Below are 20,592 nucleotides of genomic sequence, written 5' to 3'. Positions count from 1 at the left end.
TCTCACATGGGTATGGCTGTTGGAGGCAATGGCGGCGGAGGCGGCGGACGCCGCCGTCGCGGCGGTCGGAACAAGGCCGTGATCTCCGAAATCAACGTGACGCCGCTCGTCGACGTCATGCTCGTGCTTTTGATCATCTTCATGGTCGCGGCGCCGATGATGACCGTCGGCGTACCGATCGACCTGCCGGAAACGCAGGCTAAGGCGCTGAATTCCGAGACGCAGCCGATCACGATTTCAGTCAAGAACAGCGGCGAAGTCTACCTGCAGGAAACTCCGATCCCGGCCGCCGAGATCGCCGCCAAGCTCGAGGCGATCGCTACCACCGGCTACAATGAACGCATCTTCGTGCGCGGCGACGCGACGGCGCCTTATGGTGTCATCGCCGACGTGATGGCTCGCATCCAGGGGGCCGGTTTCAAGAATATCGGCCTCGTGACGCAGCAGAAGAAGGACCAATAGCGTTCAAGATGAAGACCAGCGTCGTCACATCTGCTGTTCTGCATTGCCTGGTGCTCACCTGGGCGATGGTGTCGCTGAGTGCGCCAGAATCCTTCAAGGTCGAGGATTTCGAGGCGATGCCGGTCGATCTCGTGCCGGTAGAATCGATCACCCAGATGCAGCAGGGCGACAAGAAAGCTCCGAAGAAGGAGACGTCCGCGCCCGTGCCGACGACACGGCCGCCGATCGCGCAGCCGTCTGAGAATGCCGGCGACAACAATGCCGACCTGAAGACGCCGCCGGTCCCGAACGCCAAGCCCAGCAACAGCGAAGCTGCGGCGGCGAATTCGAGCGAGAAGCCATTGCCGACGATCGATCCCAAGCCGAACGACGTCAAGGAAGTCAACAAGGAAGAGACTGAGGTCGAGCAGCCGAAGGAGGTTGCCTCCATTCCGCCGCCGAAGCCCGTCGAAGTGACGCCGCCGAAGCCGGAGGAAAAGCCGCCGGAAGAGCAGGCCAAGCCTGAAGAGTCGCCGAAGCCGGATGCGGAAGCGCTACCGGATAAGGTGCCGACGCCTGTTGTCAAGCCGCAGGTAAAGCCGCCGGAACCGCAGAAGCCTGCCGAAAAGCCGCCGGAAAAGCCCGCGGACGAGCCGAAGGCTGCGGAAAAACCGACGGACAAGAAGAAGGCCGACAAGAAGCAGGAAGTGGCGAAATCGGCCTCCACGATGAAGAGCGATTTCAATGCTGACGAGATTTCGGCCTTGCTGAACAAGACCGACCCTGCCACCGGCGGCGCCAAGCGCTCGACGCAGGAGGCATCGCTCGGTGCGAAGAAGAGCAATGGCGGTTCAAAGCTCAGCCAGAGCGAAGAAGATGCTGTGCGCGGCTTGATCGAGGGGAACTGGCTTGTCACGCCGGGGATGGAAGGCCTTTCCGGCATGGTCATCAAGGTACATATGAAGCTCGACAGGGATGGCAACATTATCGGCCAGCCGGAAGTCGAGTCATCGGGCGGCAGCAGCAGCGATGCCACACGCCGTGCGTTGGAAGGCGGCGCATACAGAGCTGTCATGAAATCCGCACCCTTCTCGATGCTTCCGAAGGACAAGTATGACGCTTGGAATGAGTTCGACCTTAACTTCGATCCAAGCAGCATGGGAATCTAGATGCTGATGGACCTGTCCCATGGCAACAAGTCTATTGCAGCCGCCATCATGCTTGGAACGATTCTAGCTTGTGGGCCTGAAGCGTTGGCGCAGCCGGTCGATGCGGCGATCTCTGATAACTCGGCCGCGGATTTGCTCGCAATCGCTTCCTCCTTCAATGTTCCTCCCGGGCAGGCGAGGGACGGCGGAGTCGTGATTACTATCCACCTGTGGCTCGATAAGAATGGTGCGATCGCTGGTTCACCCAAGGTAACAGCCTCGGGCGGCACCGAAGCTGCTCGGAAAAGCCTGTCGGCTGCGGCCCTCCGCGCCGTCCGGCGTTCCGCGCCATTCACCATGCTCCCGAAAGAAAAATATGAATCCTGGAGGGAGGTCGTCCTGCACTTCGATTCCAGCGATCCGACTCCATAGATGCTGAAAGGCTGTTTGGTATGACAAAGTGTTCCTTTTTCCGCGCCATTTTGGTCGCGGTAGGTCTGATGACCACTGCCGTCTTTGCGACGCCGGCCAATGCGCTCGTCACCCTCGACATTCGAAAAGGCAACGTTCAGCCGCTGCCGATCGCGGTGACCGACTTCCTGCAGGGCGATATGGGTGCGCAGGTCTCGCAGGTGATTGCCGCCGACCTGCAGCGTTCCGGCCTCTTCGCGCCGATCAACAAGAGTGCCTTCATTGAGAAGATTTCCAATCCCGATGCGGCGCCGCGGTTCGAAGATTGGAAGGTCATCAACGCGCAGGCACTGGTGACCGGCCGCGTTACTCAGGAAGCCGACGGCCGCCTTCGCGCCGAATTCCGTCTCTGGGACCCCTTCGCCGGCCAGCAGATGACCGGCCAGCAGTTCTATACGCAGCCGGAGAACTGGCGGCGTGTCGCCCATATCATTGCCGACGCGATCTACAAGCAGATCACCGGCGAAGAGGGATACTTCGACACCCGCGTCGTCTTCGTCTCCGAATCCGGCACCAAGCAGCAGCGCAAGCGGCAGCTGGCGATCATGGATCAGGACGGCTTCAACGTGCGGATGCTGACGGATGGCAGCGACCTCGTGCTCACGCCGCGCTTCTCGCCGAGCCGGCAGGAAGTCACCTACATGTCCTTCGCCAACCAGCAGCCGCGCGTCTATCTGCTGCAGCTCGAAACCGGGCAGCGTGAAGTCGTCGGCAACTTCCCCGGCATGACCTTCTCGCCGCGTTTTTCGCCGGATGGCCAGAAGGTGATCATGAGCCTCCAGCAGGAAGGCAATTCCAACATCTATACGATGGACCTGCGCTCGCGCACGACGACGCGGCTGACCTCGACGGCGGCGATCGACACCTCGCCCTCCTATTCGCCTGACGGTGCCCGCATCAGCTTCGAAAGCGACCGAGGTGGCAAGCCGCAGATCTACGTGATGAACGCCGATGGCTCGGGCCAGACCCGCATTTCCTTCGGTGACGGCTCCTATTCGACGCCGGTCTGGTCGCCGCGCGGCGATCTCATCGCCTTCACCAAACAGTCCGGCGGCAAGTTCTCCATCGGCGTGATGAAGCCAGATGGCTCGGGCGAGCGCATCCTGACGTCCGGCTTCCACAATGAAGGCCCGACCTGGGCGCCGAACGGCCGGGTGCTGATGTTCTTCCGCCAAGCGGCAGGCGCGGGTGGCCCGCAACTCTATTCGATTGATCTGACTGGTTATAACGAGCAGCTGGTCAAGACGCCGAGCTATGCATCCGACCCGGCCTGGTCGCCGCTGCTGGAGTAGCGAGTGCATCACTGCCTTTATGTCGCCTCAAAGTCGTGGAAACCGGGCGACACGGGACAAATCAGTAAACTGTTAACCATAATCTTTGAGGGGCGGTTAACCGAGTGCGGTTACTGTCCGGAAACCCTGATGAACTCGCAAGGAGACCGGCCATGAGCCGAATTCATACCCCGGCAATGAGCCGTATGCAGAATTTCGCCCGCAACCCTGTCATGATCGCGCTTCTGGCCGGTCTCGCGCTTGCAAGCTGCGCGAACAAGAAGAACGGCGGCATGCCGAACAGCGCCGGCGACATGGGTCTCGGCGCAGGCGCCGCGACGCCGGGCTCGACCCAGGACTTCACGGTCAATGTCGGTGACCGCATCTTCTTCGATACCGACTCCACGTCGATCCGCGCCGATGCCGCACAGACGCTCGACCGTCAGGCACAGTGGCTCGGTCGTTACCCGAACTACCAAATCACCGTTGAAGGCCATGCCGACGAACGCGGCACCCGCGAATACAACCTCGCACTCGGTGCCCGTCGCGCTGCTGCCACCAAGGACTACCTCGCTTCGCGCGGCGTTCCGGCACAGCGCATGAAGACGATCTCCTACGGCAAGGAACGTCCGGTCGCCGTCTGCGACGATATTTCTTGCTGGTCGCAGAACCGCCGCGCGGTGACCGTGCTCGGCGGCGCCGGCATGTAATCTTCGGATATAATTCGTTTCCGCAGAGGCGGTCCCGCAGCGGGCCGCCTTTCTTTTTGACCACACTTTGGCCAGACTCCGTTGCTTTTTGACAGCAATTGGAAAAATCTCCTGTTCGTGCCTCATGGCGCGAAGAATCACTGGGACAGGACGATACATATGAAGAAACTTGTCGTGGCAGGCATGCTGTGCCTGGCGGCTATCACCGGGAGCGAACGGACGGCTTATTCGGCCTCGTTCTTCGGGCTGCATCTCGGCGGCCGATCCGCGGAACAGCAGTCGGCCCCGCCCGTCGTCAAGGTGCAGAGCGGAGACGCGGAAATCCGCGTGCAGCAGCTCGAAGAGCAGATGCGGCAGCTGAATGGCCGAATCGAGGAGATGAGCTTTCAGCTTCTGCAGATGCAGGAGACGATCCGCAAGCAGCAGGAAGACAATGAATTCCGGTTCCAGCAGCTCGAAAAAACCGGTAGCGGTGGCGGCGCCAAGGCTCCTGTCAAAAAGAGCGAGACCGATCCCGCTCCGGCAGCGTCCGGCAGCGACGACGTCGCCAGAGTGATTCAAGCACCGCAGGGGGCCGAAACGGCTCCCTCCACCGAGGTGCCTGCCAATACCGGCCTCGGCCAGCCGCCGAAGCAGCTCGGCTCGATCGAGTTCGATCAGAACGGCAATGCGATCGGCGGAAGCGTCGATGAAAACGCCACCATCGGTTCCGGCCCGGTTCCCACTGCCAACAGCGGCACGCCGCAGCAGACGGCCTCGCTCGGCGGCGAGGCGGATCAGTATAAGTCAGCATACGGCCACGTGCTCTCGGGCGATTACGGCACGGCCGAGCAGGAATTCAATCAGTACATCGCCCGTTACCCGAGCAGCGCACGCGCGGCGGACGCCAATTTCTGGCTCGGCGAAGCGCTCTATTCGCAGGGCAAATATAACGAGGCGGCCAAGACTTTCCTCAATGCACATCAGAAATACGGCAGCTCGGAAAAGGCGCCGGAAATGCTGTTGAAGCTTGGCATGTCGCTTGCTGCCCTCGACAACAAGGAAACCGCCTGCGCGACCCTGCGCGAAGTCTCGAAGCGTTATCCGAAGGCGTCACGCGCCGTCATAAGCAAGGTTGCGAGCGAACAGAAACGCCTCGCCTGCTGAGGTCTTCCGGAATGTCTCCGGACGCCGCATCGCCCCGACAGGCGATCCGCCAGTTTCTCGCATCGCTTCGAAGTCCTGCGCGCATTCTCGTCGCGATCTCTGGCGGCAGCGATTCCACCGGCCTGCTTCTCCTCCTCGATGAAGTCGTGAAAGCCGCGCCCCAGCTTGAAATTTCCCTTTGTGCCGCGACCGTCGACCACGCGCTGCGCGCCGGTTCCGCAGACGAGGCGCGAGAGGTCGCAGCCCTCTGTGCAGCCCTCGGCATTCCCCATATGAGCGCCACATGGCAGGGCGAAAAACCGAAAACCGGCATCATGGCCGCGGCACGCGAGGCCCGTTACAGCCTTCTAGCCGAGGCAGCCGAAGCGCTCGGCGCCAACCTCATCGTCACCGGTCATACGCTGGACGACCAGCGCGAAACGCTTGCCATGCATGGCATGCGAACGGAGCAGGTTTCCACCGGTATTGCCGATGCCGTGCTTTTCGACCGGCGATTCTGGATTTTGCGCCCGCTTCTATTTTCCACTCGGATGGATATCCGCGCTTTCCTGCGGGCGCGGGGCGTGCGGTGGATCGACGATCCGAGCAATGAGGATACGAATTACGAGCGTGTGCGGATGCGCCGGCAACTTTCGGCCCATACATCTGTGGAGAAGAATATACGCGCCGCCTGGGCGGAGCGGCTCACTCTCTCGTCTCGAGCCGCCGAATGGCTGGATCGCCATTTCCAGCTTCACGGCGGCGTGCTTGGGCAGGTGATGCCTGGCGGGTTGCGGCAGGACCCTGCGGTCCTCGACTATACGATCGGCCGCCTGACGGCGGTATTCGGCGGGCAGCCATTCGCGCCGGGCAGGGTGAAGATGGAACGTATTCTCGCATTCGCCGCCGGCAGCAGCGCGCCGGGACGGATGACCGCCGGCAGAGTGGTGTTCGATCTGAGGCGCGACGGGCTTTATCTGGCGCGCGAGTACCGAGGGATGGTGCCGCTGATATTGCCGTCGAGGGAGACGGGGGTTTGGGATGGCAGGTTCCGTGTTGAAAACCGGTCAGGAACGACCATGAGGGTGGAAGCTCAGGCCGCGCGCTCCTCCCTCCTTCCTGTGCCCGTCACAGGAATCCAGCCACCGCGCGTCGGCGCGGTGAATGACTCACCGATGCGTAAGGAGTCTTCTGCGCCCAAGGGCTTGGGCGCGCTGGATCCCTGTGACGAGCACAGGAATGAGGGAGGGCGCGGCAGGGAGCTTCCCGCATCCGCATGGAAACGCGCAATCGCGTCGGCGCCTGCCTTATCCTCAGATGGAGCCTATTTATCTCCAGAATCCGCTTCCATGGTTGAACTGACGCCTTATTTCGCACCCTTCGACCGCTTTTTGACACGATTTGATTTCATCTTTGCCGACAGGCTTTCGGCGGTTTTCGCGATGGCGCCCTATGCGGGGCTGCCTTTAAGAAGTATTGACGGAAAAACCATCTGACTTGGGGGATTGCCTTGGCAATAGCGCGGGGCAACCCTATGTTAGAACCTAATAAGACGGTCGCCATGAGGCGGCTGTTGCAGTGCTGGGGAGTTCAATGAACCCTAACTTACGTAATTTCGCATTGTGGGCGATCATCGCGCTTTTGCTGATCGCCCTTTTCAGCATGTTTCAGACGGCGCCGGCGCAGACGGGCTCCCGCGATATCCCTTATTCGCAGTTCCTGCGTGAGGTTGATGCGGGCCGTGTGAAGGAAGTCGTGGTCACGGGCAACCGGGTCTCCGGAAGCTATGTTGAAAATGGCTCCACCTTCCAGACCTATTCGCCTGTGATCGACGACAGCCTGCTCGATCGCCTGCAGCAGAAGAATGTGCTGGTGTCCGCCCGTCCCGAAACGGATGGTTCTTCGGGTTTTTTGAGCTATCTCGGCACGTTGTTGCCGATGCTTCTCATTCTCGGCGTCTGGCTGTTTTTCATGCGGCAGATGCAGGGCGGCTCGCGCGGCGCGATGGGTTTCGGCAAATCCAAGGCCAAGCTCCTGACGGAGGCGCATGGCCGCGTTACCTTTGAAGACGTCGCCGGCGTCGACGAGGCCAAGCAGGATCTCGAGGAAATCGTCGAATTCCTGCGTGATCCGCAGAAGTTCCAGCGTCTCGGCGGCAAGATCCCGCGCGGTGTGCTGCTGGTCGGCCCTCCTGGCACCGGTAAGACGCTGCTCGCCCGCTCGGTCGCCGGCGAAGCCAACGTGCCCTTCTTCACCATTTCCGGTTCCGACTTCGTCGAGATGTTCGTCGGCGTCGGTGCAAGCCGTGTGCGCGACATGTTCGAGCAGGCGAAGAAGAATGCGCCCTGCATCATCTTCATCGACGAAATCGACGCCGTCGGCCGCCATCGCGGCGCCGGTCTCGGCGGCGGCAATGATGAACGCGAGCAGACGCTGAACCAGTTGCTCGTCGAAATGGACGGCTTCGAGGCGAATGAAGGCGTGATCCTGATCGCTGCCACCAACCGCCCTGACGTTCTCGATCCCGCGCTACTGCGCCCCGGCCGTTTCGACCGCCAGGTCGTGGTACCGAACCCCGATATCGTCGGCCGTGAGCGCATTCTCAAAGTGCATGCCCGCAACGTTCCGCTGGCGCCGAATGTCGATCTGAAGGTTCTCGCCCGCGGCACGCCCGGTTTCTCCGGCGCCGATCTGATGAACCTCGTCAACGAAGCCGCCCTGATGGCTGCCCGTCGCAACAAGCGCGTCGTCACCATGCAGGAGTTCGAGGACGCCAAGGACAAGATCATGATGGGCGCCGAGCGCCGTTCCTCGGCAATGACCGAAGCGGAAAAGAAGCTCACCGCCTATCACGAGGCCGGACACGCCATCACCGCGCTGAACGTCGCCGTTGCCGACCCGCTGCACAAGGCGACGATCATTCCGCGCGGCCGTGCGCTCGGCATGGTCATGCAGCTTCCCGAGGGCGACCGCTACTCGATGAGCTACAAATGGATGGTCTCGCGCCTCTGCATCATGATGGGCGGGCGCGTCGCCGAGGAACTCACCTTTGGCAAGGAGAACATCACTTCCGGTGCCTCCTCTGACATTGAACAGGCGACCAAGCTTGCCCGCGCCATGGTCACGCAGTGGGGCTTCTCCGACCAGCTCGGTCAGGTCGCCTATGGCGAGAACCAGCAGGAAGTCTTCCTCGGTCACTCGGTCTCGCAGTCGAAGAATGTTTCGGAAGCGACCGCGCAGAAGATCGACAATGAGGTGCGCCGCCTGATCGACGAAGCCTACGACCAGGCCCGCACGATCCTAACGGAAAAGCACGATGAGTTCGTCGCGCTTGCCGAAGGCCTGCTTGAGTACGAGACGCTGACCGGCGATGAGATCAAGGCGCTGATCCGGGGCGAGAAGCCCTCCCGCGACCTCGGCGACGATTCGCCGCCGAGCCGCGGATCGGCCGTTCCGAAGGCTGGGGTGCGGCCAGCCACCAAGGGCGATGAGCCCGAAGGCGGCCTTGAACCGCAGCCGCATTGAGCTGCGACACGATCTCGAAAAAGGCCGGATTTCCGCGATGGGAGATCCGGCCTTTTTCATTGGTAACGGGATATAATCATTTTTCTCGCTAATTTACGTGCCGATTGCCGCAATTTGTGGCATTCCGCTGAAGAGAAGCAAGCATGAATCACGCTCCTGGACTGACGACAATCCATTGAAGCCGGATTTGCTTGGAACGATGCGCTGCCTTGAATGGCACGCCAAAGCGCAGGAGTGCAGATGAAAAGACGCTATTTCGGTACGGACGGTATTCGCGGTCAATCCAACGTCTTCCCGATGACGCCGGATCTTGCCATGCGGGTCGGCATCGCCGCCGGCACGATCTTCCGCCGGGGCAACCACCGTCATCGCGTCGTCATCGGTAAGGATACGCGCCTTTCCGGCTATATGCTTGAGAATGCGATGGTGGCAGGCTTTACGGCTGCGGGCCTCGACGCCTTCATTCTCGGCCCGATCCCGACGCCTGCCGTCGCCATGCTGACGCGTTCGCTGCGCTGCGATATCGGCGTAATGATCTCTGCTTCGCACAATCCTTATGAAGATAACGGCATCAAGCTGTTCGGTCCCGACGGTTACAAGCTGTCGGACGACATCGAGGCCGAGATCGAGGACCTGCTCGAAAAGGACCTTAACGCGCAGCTTGCCAAATCCGACGATATCGGCCGGGCCAAGCGCGTCGACGGCGTGCATGACCGTTATATCGAACATGCTAAGCGCACGCTGCCGCGCGACGTGACGCTGCAGGGACTGAGGGTGGCGATCGATTGCGCCAATGGTGCTGCCTACAAGGTGGCGCCCGCCGTGCTCTGGGAACTCGGCGCCGATGTCGTCACCATCGGCAACGAACCGAACGGCACCAATATCAATCTCAATTGCGGTTCCACCAGCCCCGTCGCATTGCAGAAGAAAGTCGACGAGGTTCGCGCCGACATCGGCATCGCGCTCGACGGCGACGCGGACCGCGTCATCATTATCGATGAGAACGGTTCGATCGTCGACGGCGACCAGCTGATGGCCGTCATCGCCGAGAGCTGGTCCGAGAGCCAGCAACTGCGCGGTAACGGCATCGTCGCCACCGTCATGTCCAATCTCGGCCTCGAGCGTTTCCTCGACGAACGCGGCATGGCGCTTGCCCGCACGAAGGTCGGCGACCGCTACGTTGTCGAGCATATGCGCCAGCACAATTACAATGTCGGCGGCGAGCAATCGGGCCATATCGTGCTTTCGGATTACGGGACGACGGGCGACGGTCTGGTCGCGGCGCTGCAGATCCTTGCCGCGGTCAAGCGCACCGGCCGCACTGTCAGTGAGGTCTGCCGCCGCTTCGAGCCGGTGCCGCAGCTCCTGCGCAATGTCCGCATCAGCGGTGGCAAGCCGCTGGAGGATATTCAGGTGCAGAAGGCGATCGCCGATGCCGAAGCCGAGCTCGCCAGAAACGGCCGCCTCGTCATCCGGCCTTCCGGCACCGAGCCGCTGATCCGCGTCATGGCCGAGGGCGACGACCGCGCCCAGATCGAGCGTATCGTCAACGAGCTGATCGGCACGATCTCCAATGTCCGGACCGCTGCCTGACCCTGCAAGAACAGACGATCAAAAGGCCGGTGCGTGAGCGCCGGCTTTTTTGTTGCGTACGCGGGTGGCATGTATCTCTGCGCAAATCATTTCACGACGCGGTCGATCTTCTGTTTCATGCGGCCGAGAAGCTTGAAATCAAAGTAAACAAGCGTGGTTAAGCACCCTTTAACGTTTCCCATTCATTATCCATGCAAAGCGTATCAGATTGGCAGCGACGGAGCTTGCCGACGCAACGGGATTTTGGAGTGAAATCCATGAAAAGAAGCTTATCCGGCATCTTCGCCGCATTCTTGATAGCGACAAATGCCTATTCTGCGGATCTCGCCCCTGCCGAGCCCATTCCGGAGCAGCCGCCGGAGGTGACTGTCAGCGAAGCGACCGGGTGGTATCTGCGCGGCGATGTCGGTTATGCTTTCACAGATCTCCGCGGCGCGCGCTATTTCCAAGGCAGCAACGCCACCGAGGTCGATTTCGACGACGCCGATCTCGATGACGCATGGACGGTTGGTGGCGGTGTCGGTTACCAGATCAACAGCTATCTGCGCACCGATCTGACTTTCGACTATCTCACCCAGGCGGATTTCAAGGGCTCGACATCCGGGCAGTGCGGCTTCCCGCTGGTGGATTGCACCTCAAGCGACCGCTCTTCGCTGACCGCCTATACGCTACTGGCCAACGCCTATGTCGATCTCGGCACCTACGGCTATGTGACGCCCTATGTCGGCGCCGGTATCGGCGGTTCCTACGTCAAGTGGAAAAACCTGCGCAACGTCGCCTGCGCCGATGACGGCAGCTTCTGCGACGATGAGGTGACCCATGGCGGCAAGGGCAACTGGCGCTTCACCTATGCGCTTATGGCCGGCGCCTCGATCGACGTGACCTGCAACATCAAGGCCGACGTCGGTTACCGCTATCTGCATATCGACGGCGGCAATATGTTCGGCTACGCCGATAATGGCGGCCCGGGCCGCGACAGGGGCCTCAACGCCCATGAAGCCCGCGTGGGCGCCCGCTACCTCTTCGGTGGCTGCGCTCAGCCGGTCGCCTACGAGCCGCCGGCAATCCCGCTGCAGCAGCCGGTCTACAAGTAGGCCGATCAACCATCGCATCAGAAAGCCGCCCTCGCGCCGGGCGGCTTTTTCATTTTTTTCGCCACCCTGCCTGCGTCAAAATATCTACAGCTTGCGACACTTCGATCTTGACTATGACGCTTCCGATCCATACACACGGCGGCGGGACACCCTTCCCCAACGAAGGGCTTTCTATCTGAGAGGATAGCATCATGGCGAAGACCGCAAAGCCGGACATCCGTCCGCACAATACCCATTTTTCTTCTGGCCCCTGCTCGAAGCGCCCCGGTTGGTCGCTCGAAGCCCTTTCCGACGCGGCCCTCGGCCGTTCGCACCGCGCGAAGGTCGGCAAGGCCAAGCTCAAGCAGGCGATCGACCTTACCCGTGAAATTCTCGAAGTGCCGGCGGATTACCGCATCGGCATCGTGCCGGCTTCCGACACCGGTGCCGTCGAAATGGCGCTCTGGTCGCTGCTCGGCGAACGCGGCGTCGACATGCTCGCCTGGGAAAGCTTCGGCGCCGGCTGGGTCACCGATGTGGTCAAACAGCTGAAGCTCAAGGATGTGCGCAAGCTCGAAGCGGGCTACGGCGAGCTTCCCGATCTATCCGCCGTCGATTTCGACCGCGACGTCGTCTTCACCTGGAACGGCACGACCTCGGGCGTGCGCGTGCCGAATGCCGATTTCATTCCTGCCGACCGCAAGGGTCTGACGATCTGCGACGCCACCTCGGCCGCTTTTGCCCAGGAGCTCGATTTCGCCAAGCTCGACGTCGTCACCTTCTCCTGGCAGAAGGTGCTGGGCGGTGAGGGCGCCCATGGCGTCATCATTCTCTCGCCGCGGGCCGTCGAGCGTCTCACCACCTACACGCCCGCCTGGCCGCTGCCGAAGATTTTCCGCATGACCTCGGGCGGCAAGCTGACCGAAGGCATTTTCCAGGGCGAGACGATCAATACGCCTTCGATGCTCTGCGTCGAGGATTATATCGACGCGCTGCTCTGGGCCAAGGAGATCGGCGGTCTCCAGACGCTGATTGCTCGTGCCGACGCCAATGCCAAGGTCATCCACGATTTCGTCGCGGCGAACGACTGGATCGCCAATCTCGCCGTCAAGGCGGAAACGGCCTCCAACACCTCCGTCTGCCTGAAGATCGTCGACAAGGACATCACCGCGCTCGATGACGACAGCCAGGCGAATTTCGCCAAGGGCCTCGTCGGCCTCCTGGAAAAAGAAGGTGTCGCTTATGACATCGGCCATTACCGCGACGCGCCGTCCGGCCTGCGCATCTGGGCCGGCGCCACGATCGAAGCATCCGACATGCAGAAGCTGATGCCTTGGCTTTCCTGGGCTTTCGAAACGCAGAAGGCGCAGCTCGCTCAGGCCGCTGCCTGACGTGATCGCATCCGGCTCCGCCACTGGGCGGAGCCCCTGATTTCAATCATCGCTGAACACTTTTGAAGGAGGCCACAATGGCACCTCGCGTTCTCGTATCCGACGAATTGTCGGAAACCGCTGTCCAGATCTTCCGCGACCGTGGCGTCGAAGTCGATTTCGAGCCGCAGCTCGGTAAAGACAAAGATCGTCTGCTCGAAGTCATCGGCAAATATGACGGCCTTGCCATCCGCTCCGCCACCAAAGTGACGGAAAAGATCATCGCAGGGGCGACGAATCTCAAGGTCGTCGGCCGCGCCGGCATCGGCGTCGACAATGTCGATATCCCGGCCGCCTCGCGCCGCGGCATCATCGTCATGAACACGCCCTTCGGCAATTCCATCACCACGGCCGAACACGCAATCGCGCTGATGTTCGCCGTCGCCCGCCAGCTGCCTGCGGCCGATGCCTCGACGCAGGCCGGCAAGTGGGAAAAGTCGAAATTCATGGGCGTCGAAATCACCGGCAAGACGCTCGGCGTCATCGGCGCCGGCAATATCGGCTCGATCGTCTGCGCCCGCGCTATCGGCCTGAAAATGCATGTCGTCGCCTATGACCCGTTCCTGTCCAAGGAGCGCGCCGAGGAGATGGGCGTCACCAAGGTCGAGCTGGACGAGCTTTTCGCCCGCGCCGATTTCATCACGCTGCACGTGCCGATGACCGACAAGACGCGCGGCATCCTCAACAAGGAAGCGCTGGCCAAGACCAAGCCCGGCGTGCGCATCATCAACTGCGCCCGCGGCGGCCTCGTCGATGAGGCAGCCCTTGCCGAAGCCATCAAGTCAGGCCACGTCGCCGGCGCTGCCTTCGACGTCTTCGAGGTCGAGCCCGCCAAGGAAAGCCCGCTCTTCGGCCTGCCGAACGTCGTCTGCACGCCGCATCTCGGCGCTTCGACGACCGAAGCCCAGGAAAACGTCGCCCTGCAGGTCGCCGAACAGATGTCGGATTACCTCGTCAACGGTGCCGTCTCCAACGCCATCAACATGCCGTCGATCACCGCGGAAGAGGCGCCGATCCTGAAGCCGTTCATCCGGCTTGCCGACGTTCTCGGCGCCTTTGTCGGCCAGGTCACCGAAGAGCCAATCAAGGAAATCGAAATCCTCTATGACGGCATGACCGCCAACATGAACACGCGGGCGCTGACGAGCGCAGTTCTCGCCGGCCTGATCCGTCCGCAGGTCGCCGACGTCAACATGGTTTCCGCGCCGATCATGATCAAGGAAAAGGGCATCGTGCTCTCCGAGGTCAAGCGCGACAAAACAGGTGTCTTCGACGGCTATATCAAGCTGACGGTCACGACCGAAAGTATGACGCGCTCCGTCGCCGGCACGGTGTTTTCGGATGGCAAGCCGCGCTTCATCCAGATCAAGGGCATCAACCTCGATGCCGATGTCGGCTCGCATATGATCTACATCACCAATACCGACGTCCCTGGCATGATCGGCTTCATCGGCACGACGCTCGGTGGGGCCGGCGTCAACATCGCCAACTTCCAGCTTGGCCGCGACAAGCAGGGTGGCGACGCCATCGCGCTGCTCTATGTCGACGGCGAGGTGGAGGATGGCGTGCTCGCACAGCTGACGGCCCACCAGGCGATCCGCCAGGCGAAGCTGCTGACCTTCAACATCGACTAAAGCGCGTCGCGGCGCGACCTGCTCTGGTTTCCTCCTCCCAAGGAAAACATGGAAAACCCGGTGCCAGAAACGGCGCCGGGTTTTCTACGTTGGGGAATGATGATTTTCAGTGGTGCCGGCGTTTGCGGCGGACCATCTTGCCGAAGCGGGCTCTGTCGTCCTCGGCTTTCGTGCGGTGAAGGAAGGCGAGTCTGCTTTCGTCAAAACCCTGGAAGAACTCGTCCCAGGAGATCTCCTCCTGTGAGTCCGCCGAGAAATCGACGCGAACAGTTTCGCTATCCCTCGCATCCTTGATCCGGGCGGGATGACCGCCGCGCGCCTCGATCCAATCTCTGATCCTGCTGTAATCTGTCGTCGTGCCGAACCTGGCCATCAAACCCTCCGCAGCATTCGATTGCGACATTGATTACTTGCAACGCATGATCGACGGAATAGTTCCATAGGGTGATGATTAATTGTCCGGCGATCTCCAGTTGAGCTAGTTGATGCTCAAGCGTTCGTTATTTTGAGTTAATTCATATGGGCTGAAACGGAGGATGATGTGAAACGCCATTCATTCTCGATAATCGGACTGGCGATCGTGTCTGTTGTCATGGCCAATCCAGGCATCGCATTCGCCTGCAACGAGCTGATCGGCACCTGAGCCGCACCCCGCTTCCAAGGCGTGACTTCGGCCGCGCCTTCCTTTGTGACGCGATTGCGAAACGATCGGCTCCCCTTGCGTCCTGCTGCAATCCTTTCTATATCGGTCGCTTACCCAGAAAGGCGGCCGATCCCGCCTGAGATCAGCAATCCGCCGCAATTGCAGCGCAAGGGCGGGTTATGAGCGCGCAGAATTTGGCACCACCGTTGAACACACTGGATTTTGATAAGAAGCCGGAAGAGACCCGCGTTGTCGTCGCCATGTCGGGCGGCGTCGATTCCTCCGTCGTGGCCGGCCTTCTCAAGCAGCAGGGTTACGATGTGCTTGGCATCACGCTGCAGCTCTACGATCACGGCGCCGCTGTTCACCGTGCCGGCTCCTGCTGCGCCGGCCAGGATATCGACGACGCCCGCCGTGTCTGCGAAACCCTCGGCATTCCGCATTATGTGCTGGATTACGAGAAGCGCTTCCGCGAGACGGTGATAAATCCTTTCGCCGAAAGCTACGTGGCCGGCGAAACGCCGATCCCCTGCGTTTCCTGCAACCAAACCGTCAAGTTCGCCGACCTTCTGGCAACGGCGAAGGAGCTCGGCGCCGACGCGCTGGCGACCGGCCACTATATCCGTTCGCGACCGAACCCCTCGTCTGAACATCCCGGCCGCCGCGCGCTATTCCGTCCGGCCGACGCCGACCGCGACCAGAGCTATTTCCTGTTTGCCACGACGCAGGAGCAGATCGACTATCTCCGCTTTCCCTTGGGCGGCCTGCCGAAGGCCGAGACCCGCCGGCTCGCCGAGGAGATGGGCCTCGTCGTCGCGAAGAAGGCCGACAGCCAGGACATCTGCTTCGTGCCGCAGGGCAAATATTCCGACATCATCACCAAGCTGAAGCCGAATGCGGCGCTCGCCGGCGAGATCGTCCATCTCGACGGCCGCGTGCTGGGAACCCATGAAGGCATCCTGCATTTCACCATCGGCCAGCGCCGCGGCATCGGCATCGCCACGGGCGAGCCACTCTACGTCGTCTATCTCGATGCCCGCTCGCGCCGCGTCATCGTCGGTCCAAAAGAGGCGCTGGAAACGCACCGCGTCTATTTGCGCGACTTCAATTGGCTGGGCGACGTCTCGCTCGCAGAAGCCGCTGCCGACGAAGGTTTCGCCTGCTACGCCAAGGTCCGTTCGACGCGGGCACCGGCGCCTGCCGTACTGCATATCGATGCGACAGGCACCTATGTCGATCTGACCGTCGGCGAGGCGGGCATCGCGCCCGGCCAGGCCTGCGCGCTTTATTCCGCGCCCGGCGACGACGCCCGCGTCTTCGGTGGCGGTTTTATCGAACGCTCCGAACGCGAACCTTCGGCCGAAGCCTCGCTGAAGGCTCTGCTGGCCGGCCCCGTCGCCGCCTGAAACCCATTGGAAACGACGGGCGGCAAAGCTCAGCGTTTTTCTCCATCCTGCGCTTGACACAGAGCCGAAGCGCACCTTATAAGCCGCTCATCCCACGAGCCCGCAGCGCTTCGCGAGCAGGTATCGTTTGACCAGTGGCGGAGTAGCTCAGTAGGTCAGAGCAGAGGAATCATAATCCTTGTGTCGGGGGTTCAAATCCCTCCTCCGCTACCATCTCTTTGTTAAAGAATTTGTGTTCCTTGCGGCTCGATATTGAGCGGCATTCACGCGGGCGCGGTAGCACATTCCAGCTCCAAACGCTGCGGCAGGCGGACAAAACAGTTCAGGCTCAACGCTACGCCCAAGAACAGTTATCTGTAGAGCGCTAAATGCAACAGCGGCATTTTCATCGCGTAGAGATGGGATGCGGCAGCGATGATAGCAGCCCATACGGCCAGTGAGAACATCACCGCCGCTAACTTAACCCCGACTGACTGCATCATTTCCTCCATCCGAGTATGATCGTGCTCCTCCGCACGATCGAAGGCTAGCAGGGTGGAGGCCGATCAGCTATCGCAAGAAATCGCTACCAGAAAAGCCGCTCGGTAAGCTGGGAAAGCCTTCGGGAACTCGACGCCCTCCCCATTCTCAAACGACAAAGTAAAAATTGTCGTATTGCGCGCCATAATAATCAGGCCCGCTCGTTTCGGGGATGACGGGTTCGGTGTCGAGTATGAGATAGTCGATCAGCCCATAGGCGCTGAGATCAATCACTTGCGGGTCATGAATGCTGTCGGCGGTCACGTCGACCGTGACCAAGAACACGGTATCGCCGTTCAGCCTACCTTCGATCGTCAGAACGTTGTCGTAGTCTGATGTGCCGTTTGCCACGCTGAATTGCTCGATCTGAAAGGTGCCGCCATCTGCGGCCTGGATGGGCGTCCAGAATACGCCGCCTGAGAGATAATGATTGCCATCAGCTTCCTTTTGTATCGTCGCATCATCGCCATCGTGCCAGGCGCCCCAATCGAAGCCTTTGTAGCCTGTGGGGAAATCGTGTTTGCCGACATCCTCGAAATTGACGAAGATGTCGCCGCGCTCCGGCAGGTCGACAGCAATATTGAGCAAGCCGAAGTCGGTAGCGCCTCTACCGTCCGAAATCTTGAAACTGAACTGGTCGAGGAGTTGATCTCCCGGGCCGAGCGCTGATACCACCGGATTGGAGGGATCGAGTTTATAGGTGAAATAGCCGTTGGAATAGACGGTCAGCGTGCCGTACTTTCCCTCGATCGTCGTCGTGGCCGGTCCATCCGGATTGGGCGGTTGCGGAATTCGCTGCCCGTTCACGAAGTTGAGACGCACAAGATCTCCGTCGGCATCCATGTAACTGGTGCTGTCCAGAATGTTGCCGTCAATCGGCTTGTCGGCATCGAAAATAGGCTGGTATACGTCACCTGCGATAGGCTTGTGGTTTGCCATTTCCACCTCCCGTCTGAAGTATTGTTGGAATATGCAACCCTATCGGGTGCTTGGCAACGAAATTGACGGAGCGTCAGATCAATTCAGCTGTCAAATCCAACAGGCGCAATTTTTCTGCAGCTCAAATATCCAAGTAGAGGCGTCGGCTTCGACGTCTGCGAGCCGATGATGACGTGATCCCGACGATATGCTGCATTGATTGCTTCAATGCAGGCCGCCCACTCCGAGCAAGCTTTCTACTGCTTGGTGATCCTTCGACAAGTCCGACGGCGTACCGGTCCAGGCCATCCTCCCGCGTTCGAGAATGATGACCCGATCGGCGAAATCAAGCGCGCTCTGAATGCGTTGTTCGACCAGAAGGATCGTCATGTCGCCTGATTTGGCGAGTTCTGTGAAGGCCGCCATCAGTTCCTCGCAGATCACGGGGGCCAGGCCCTCCAACGGTTCGTCGAGCAACAGCACGGACGGGCGTCCGAGAATGGTGCGGGCTGTTGAAAGCATCTGCTGCTCGCCGCCGGAGAGTTGGTTGCCGAGGTTTCGGCGGCGCTCCTTCAGGCGCGGGAACATGGCATAGGCTTCCTCCAGCGCCGTCTTCGGCCGCGCCTTCAGCCCGACGAAAAGGTTCTCTTCGACCGTCAACGTCGGAAAGACGCAGCGTGTCTGAGGCACATAGCCGAGACCCTTATGGGCGCGCATTGCGCTCGGTGCTGCGGTGACATCCGAACCACCGAGGTGGATCTGGCCTTGATACCGCCTGGTCTGGCCGGCAAGCGTTGCCAGGAGCGTGGTCTTGCCCATACCGTTACGGCCGAGCACTGCTAGACGGGTGCCCGCCGGCACGGCGAAGGAGATGCCTTCGAGCACCCGCGTCGGCCCGTATCCGGCCGACAGGTTTTCAACCTCAAGCGACAGGGCTGGCATTGGCATAGCTCCCGAGATAGGCCTCGCGCACGCGGGCATCCTTGGTGACATCGGCCGGCAGGCCGTCGAAGATGATCGCGCCGGCCGCCAGCACGATGACGCGCTTGGCAAAACGGAAGACGAGGTCCATGTCGTGTTCGATCATCAGGACGGCGAGATCGGCGGGAAGGTCGGCCAGCGCCTGTTCGATTCGGCCGGTATCGCTTTGCGGCACGCCGGCCGCAGGCTCGTCGAGCAGCAGCACCTTCGGCCTCAGCGCCAGCGCCACGGCAATTTCGAGGAGCCGCTGCTGGCCATAGGCGATCTCGCTGACTCTGCGATGCATCAGCGAGGCCAGCCCGAGTTTACCCAGGAGATCGTCGACCTCCGCCATGACGTCGGGCATGGCGAGGAAATTCCCGAACATCTTGCGGGTCTTTCCGTCACGCTGAAGGACGGCGAGCCCCACATGTTCGGCGGGCGTCATATCCTGAAAAAGCCGCGTCACCTGAAAGGATCGGACGAGGCCGCGTTTGACCCTGCCGATCGCATCCACCTTCGTCACCGCCTCGCCGCCGAGGCGAACCTCGCCGGAATCGGGGGAGAGATTGCCGGTGACGAGGTTGACGAAGGTGGTCTTGCCGGCGCCGTTCGGGCCGATCAGCGCGATGCGGTCGCCGGGCGCCATTGCCAGCGAGACATCATTGGTGACGGCAAGGCCGCCGAAGGCTTTCCTGAGATTGGTTACTTCGAAGACCGGGCTCATGCGCGCGTCTCCTTCCGGCGGCCGATCAAGGCGGCGGCCGTTCCGTAGAGGCCTTTCGGCGCAAACAGCACGACGGCGATCAGCAGGGCGCCGACCATGGTCAGCCAGTGAAAGGGGTTGGCGGCCGAGACATAATCTTCGAAGAACATGAAAATGACGGTGCCGGAGAGCGCGCCGAACAGGGAACCGGTGCCGCCGAGCACGAGCATGACAAGCGCTTCGGCCGATTGCGTGAAGGACAGGCTGTCGAGCCCGACGACCTGGGTCGAGATCGCATTCAGCGCGCCGCCGACGCCGGCAACGGCGCCTGAGATCACGTACGTCTTGATGAGAGCGGCCTTCGGCGAGCCGCCCATGGCGCGGATGCGCAGCGGGTCTTGCCGGATGCCGCGGCAGAGCATGCCGAAGGGTGAGCGAACCAGCAATCGCAGCAGCACGAAGACGATGACGAGCAGTGTCGTTCCGAAGAAGAAGGCGGTATGGCCGTAAAGATCGAATTCGAAAATGCCGAATATCGGGTCCGGCGCAATGCCGGAAAGCCCGTCGCTGCCTCCCGTCCAGGCGGAGGCCTTGTTGGCAAATTCATGGAAGAGGTGGATGAGCGCAATCGACAGCACGAGTTGCGGCAGCCCATGCGCGCGCAGGATGATCGCGCCGCAGAGCAGCCCGGCAACCGCGCCTCCTGATATGCCTGCAAGCATCATCAGCAGCGGATCGTTGATGCCGTAATGCGCCGACAAAATTCCGGCGGCATAGGCGCCTGAGCCAAAAAGCGCGGCATGGCCGAGCGTTGCGACACCGCAATAACCGGTCACGAGATCGAGCGACAGGACGAGCAGGGCGATCGTGATCATCCGCGTCAGAAGCGCCAGATTGTCGGGAAAGGCGAAATAGCCGACCGCGGCGATGGCCGTGATGGCCGCTACTCCGAGAAGATCGGCATTCACTGCGCGCCGATGCCGGAGGCGTTCGGTTTCGTTGTTCATGACGAGCGTCAT

General features: G+C 61.1%; 19 protein-coding genes and 1 tRNA gene. 14 read left to right on the top strand and 6 right to left on the bottom strand.

Annotated elements, in window-relative coordinates; translation table 11 throughout:
- Window positions 1–6: 6 nt before the first annotated feature.
- From tolR to serA, 12 genes are all read left to right on the top strand, one after another.
- Window positions 7–462 carry a protein TolR gene (gene tolR, locus NXC14_RS18200; protein ID WP_008536277.1) on the top strand — a complete coding sequence of 152 codons (456 nt, stop codon included), beginning with the start codon at window positions 7–9 and terminating at the stop codon, window positions 460–462.
- Between the two features lie 8 nt (window positions 463–470).
- Window positions 471–1,610 (top strand): hypothetical protein, encoded by a 1,140-nt coding sequence (locus NXC14_RS18195; protein ID WP_085779322.1) that lies wholly within the window; start codon window positions 471–473, stop codon window positions 1,608–1,610.
- Entirely contained in the window at window positions 1,611–2,021 is a 411-nt protein-coding gene (locus tag NXC14_RS18190; RefSeq protein WP_085779321.1) for an energy transducer TonB, read from the top strand.
- A 20-nt stretch (window positions 2,022–2,041) separates the two neighbouring features.
- Window positions 2,042–3,352: a Tol-Pal system beta propeller repeat protein TolB gene (tolB, locus tag NXC14_RS18185; RefSeq protein ID WP_085779320.1), complete on the top strand. Its 1,311-nt coding sequence runs from the start codon at window positions 2,042–2,044 to the stop codon at window positions 3,350–3,352.
- A gap of 152 nt (window positions 3,353–3,504) precedes the next feature.
- Window positions 3,505–4,041 carry a peptidoglycan-associated lipoprotein Pal gene (gene pal / locus NXC14_RS18180; protein ID WP_011426686.1) on the top strand — a complete coding sequence of 179 codons (537 nt, stop codon included), beginning with the start codon at window positions 3,505–3,507 and terminating at the stop codon, window positions 4,039–4,041.
- 159 nt (window positions 4,042–4,200) lie between these two features.
- The gene (ybgF, locus tag NXC14_RS18175) at window positions 4,201–5,187 is read left to right on the top strand and encodes a tol-pal system protein YbgF (protein WP_085779319.1); all 987 of its coding nucleotides are present in this window, start codon (window positions 4,201–4,203) and stop codon (window positions 5,185–5,187) included.
- An 11-nt stretch (window positions 5,188–5,198) separates the two neighbouring features.
- Window positions 5,199–6,662 carry a tRNA lysidine(34) synthetase TilS gene (gene tilS, locus NXC14_RS18170; protein ID WP_085779318.1) on the top strand — a complete coding sequence of 488 codons (1,464 nt, stop codon included), beginning with the start codon at window positions 5,199–5,201 and terminating at the stop codon, window positions 6,660–6,662.
- Between the two features lie 97 nt (window positions 6,663–6,759).
- Window positions 6,760–8,691, top strand: a complete 1,932-nt coding sequence (gene ftsH, locus NXC14_RS18165) for an ATP-dependent zinc metalloprotease FtsH (protein WP_085779317.1) — start codon at window positions 6,760–6,762, stop codon at window positions 8,689–8,691.
- Between the two features lie 240 nt (window positions 8,692–8,931).
- The gene (glmM, locus tag NXC14_RS18160; protein WP_085779316.1) at window positions 8,932–10,284 is read left to right on the top strand and encodes a phosphoglucosamine mutase; all 1,353 of its coding nucleotides are present in this window, start codon (window positions 8,932–8,934) and stop codon (window positions 10,282–10,284) included.
- Between the two features lie 257 nt (window positions 10,285–10,541).
- Window positions 10,542–11,378 carry an outer membrane protein gene (locus NXC14_RS18155; protein WP_085779315.1) on the top strand — a complete coding sequence of 279 codons (837 nt, stop codon included), beginning with the start codon at window positions 10,542–10,544 and terminating at the stop codon, window positions 11,376–11,378.
- Between the two features lie 191 nt (window positions 11,379–11,569).
- Entirely contained in the window at window positions 11,570–12,748 is a 1,179-nt protein-coding gene (locus NXC14_RS18150; protein WP_085779314.1) for a phosphoserine transaminase, read from the top strand.
- Window positions 12,749–12,825: 77 nt separating this feature from the next.
- Entirely contained in the window at window positions 12,826–14,421 is a 1,596-nt protein-coding gene (gene serA / locus NXC14_RS18145) for a phosphoglycerate dehydrogenase (RefSeq protein ID WP_085779313.1), read from the top strand.
- A gap of 106 nt (window positions 14,422–14,527) precedes the next feature.
- On the opposite strand, the gene NXC14_RS18140 is transcribed toward serA, so the two are convergent.
- Window positions 14,528–14,794, bottom strand: coding sequence for a hypothetical protein (locus NXC14_RS18140; RefSeq protein WP_085780183.1), 267 nt, complete (start codon window positions 14,792–14,794; stop codon window positions 14,528–14,530).
- A gap of 476 nt (window positions 14,795–15,270) precedes the next feature.
- Between NXC14_RS18140 and mnmA the strand changes: the two genes are divergently transcribed.
- Together mnmA and NXC14_RS18130 are read left to right on the top strand one after the other, a co-directional pair.
- The gene (gene mnmA / locus NXC14_RS18135; protein ID WP_085779312.1) at window positions 15,271–16,470 is read left to right on the top strand and encodes a tRNA 2-thiouridine(34) synthase MnmA; all 1,200 of its coding nucleotides are present in this window, start codon (window positions 15,271–15,273) and stop codon (window positions 16,468–16,470) included.
- Between the two features lie 136 nt (window positions 16,471–16,606).
- Window positions 16,607–16,683 (top strand) — tRNA-Met (locus NXC14_RS18130).
- Between the two features lie 137 nt (window positions 16,684–16,820).
- Here NXC14_RS18130 and NXC14_RS33880 read toward each other — a convergent pair.
- The 5 genes from NXC14_RS33880 to NXC14_RS18110 form a co-directional block, all read right to left on the bottom strand.
- Window positions 16,821–16,952: a hypothetical protein gene (locus tag NXC14_RS33880; RefSeq protein ID WP_281064501.1), complete on the bottom strand. Its 132-nt coding sequence runs from the start codon at window positions 16,950–16,952 to the stop codon at window positions 16,821–16,823.
- Between the two features lie 145 nt (window positions 16,953–17,097).
- Window positions 17,098–17,928: a VCBS domain-containing protein gene (locus NXC14_RS18125; RefSeq protein WP_085779311.1), complete on the bottom strand. Its 831-nt coding sequence runs from the start codon at window positions 17,926–17,928 to the stop codon at window positions 17,098–17,100.
- A gap of 204 nt (window positions 17,929–18,132) precedes the next feature.
- The gene (locus NXC14_RS18120; RefSeq protein ID WP_085779310.1) at window positions 18,133–18,849 is read right to left on the bottom strand and encodes an ABC transporter ATP-binding protein; all 717 of its coding nucleotides are present in this window, start codon (window positions 18,847–18,849) and stop codon (window positions 18,133–18,135) included.
- Window positions 18,830–19,594 carry an ABC transporter ATP-binding protein gene (locus tag NXC14_RS18115; RefSeq protein WP_085779309.1) on the bottom strand — a complete coding sequence of 255 codons (765 nt, stop codon included), beginning with the start codon at window positions 19,592–19,594 and terminating at the stop codon, window positions 18,830–18,832. The genes NXC14_RS18120 and NXC14_RS18115 overlap by 20 nt, the downstream gene beginning before the upstream one ends.
- On the bottom strand, window positions 19,591–20,592 hold the full coding sequence (locus NXC14_RS18110) for a branched-chain amino acid ABC transporter permease (protein WP_085779308.1): 1,002 nt from the start codon (window positions 20,590–20,592) through the stop codon (window positions 19,591–19,593). Before NXC14_RS18110 ends, NXC14_RS18115 begins: the two co-directional genes overlap by 4 nt.

The sequence above is a fragment of the Rhizobium sp. NXC14 genome (genome assembly GCF_002117485.1).
Taxonomy (GTDB): Bacteria; Pseudomonadota; Alphaproteobacteria; order Rhizobiales; family Rhizobiaceae; genus Rhizobium.
Note: the sequence above shows the minus strand (reverse complement) of the source record. Positions and strands in the feature narration are given on the sequence as shown.

Bases quoted from the DNA above. Each gene is read 5' to 3' on its own strand.
- tolR (WP_008536277.1), top strand. From the start codon at position 7: ATGGGTATGGCTGTTGGAGGCAATGGCGGCGGAGGCGGCGGACGCCGC.
- NXC14_RS18195 (WP_085779322.1), top strand. From the start codon at position 471: ATGAAGACCAGCGTCGTCACATCTGCTGTTCTGCATTGCCTGGTGCTC.
- NXC14_RS18190 (WP_085779321.1), top strand. From the start codon at position 1,611: ATGCTGATGGACCTGTCCCATGGCAACAAGTCTATTGCAGCCGCCATC.
- tolB (WP_085779320.1), top strand. From the start codon at position 2,042: ATGACAAAGTGTTCCTTTTTCCGCGCCATTTTGGTCGCGGTAGGTCTG.
- pal (WP_011426686.1), top strand. From the start codon at position 3,505: ATGAGCCGAATTCATACCCCGGCAATGAGCCGTATGCAGAATTTCGCC.
- ybgF (WP_085779319.1), top strand. From the start codon at position 4,201: ATGAAGAAACTTGTCGTGGCAGGCATGCTGTGCCTGGCGGCTATCACC.
- tilS (WP_085779318.1), top strand. From the start codon at position 5,199: ATGTCTCCGGACGCCGCATCGCCCCGACAGGCGATCCGCCAGTTTCTC.
- ftsH (WP_085779317.1), top strand. From the start codon at position 6,760: ATGAACCCTAACTTACGTAATTTCGCATTGTGGGCGATCATCGCGCTT.
- glmM (WP_085779316.1), top strand. From the start codon at position 8,932: ATGAAAAGACGCTATTTCGGTACGGACGGTATTCGCGGTCAATCCAAC.
- NXC14_RS18155 (WP_085779315.1), top strand. From the start codon at position 10,542: ATGAAAAGAAGCTTATCCGGCATCTTCGCCGCATTCTTGATAGCGACA.
- NXC14_RS18150 (WP_085779314.1), top strand. From the start codon at position 11,570: ATGGCGAAGACCGCAAAGCCGGACATCCGTCCGCACAATACCCATTTT.
- serA (WP_085779313.1), top strand. From the start codon at position 12,826: ATGGCACCTCGCGTTCTCGTATCCGACGAATTGTCGGAAACCGCTGTC.
- NXC14_RS18140 (WP_085780183.1), bottom strand. From the start codon at position 14,794: ATGGCCAGGTTCGGCACGACGACAGATTACAGCAGGATCAGAGATTGG.
- NXC14_RS33880 (WP_281064501.1), bottom strand. From the start codon at position 16,952: ATGATGCAGTCAGTCGGGGTTAAGTTAGCGGCGGTGATGTTCTCACTG.
- NXC14_RS18125 (WP_085779311.1), bottom strand. From the start codon at position 17,928: ATGGCAAACCACAAGCCTATCGCAGGTGACGTATACCAGCCTATTTTC.
- NXC14_RS18120 (WP_085779310.1), bottom strand. From the start codon at position 18,849: ATGCCAGCCCTGTCGCTTGAGGTTGAAAACCTGTCGGCCGGATACGGG.
- NXC14_RS18115 (WP_085779309.1), bottom strand. From the start codon at position 19,594: ATGAGCCCGGTCTTCGAAGTAACCAATCTCAGGAAAGCCTTCGGCGGC.
- NXC14_RS18110 (WP_085779308.1), bottom strand. From the start codon at position 20,592: ATGACGCTCGTCATGAACAACGAAACCGAACGCCTCCGGCATCGGCGC.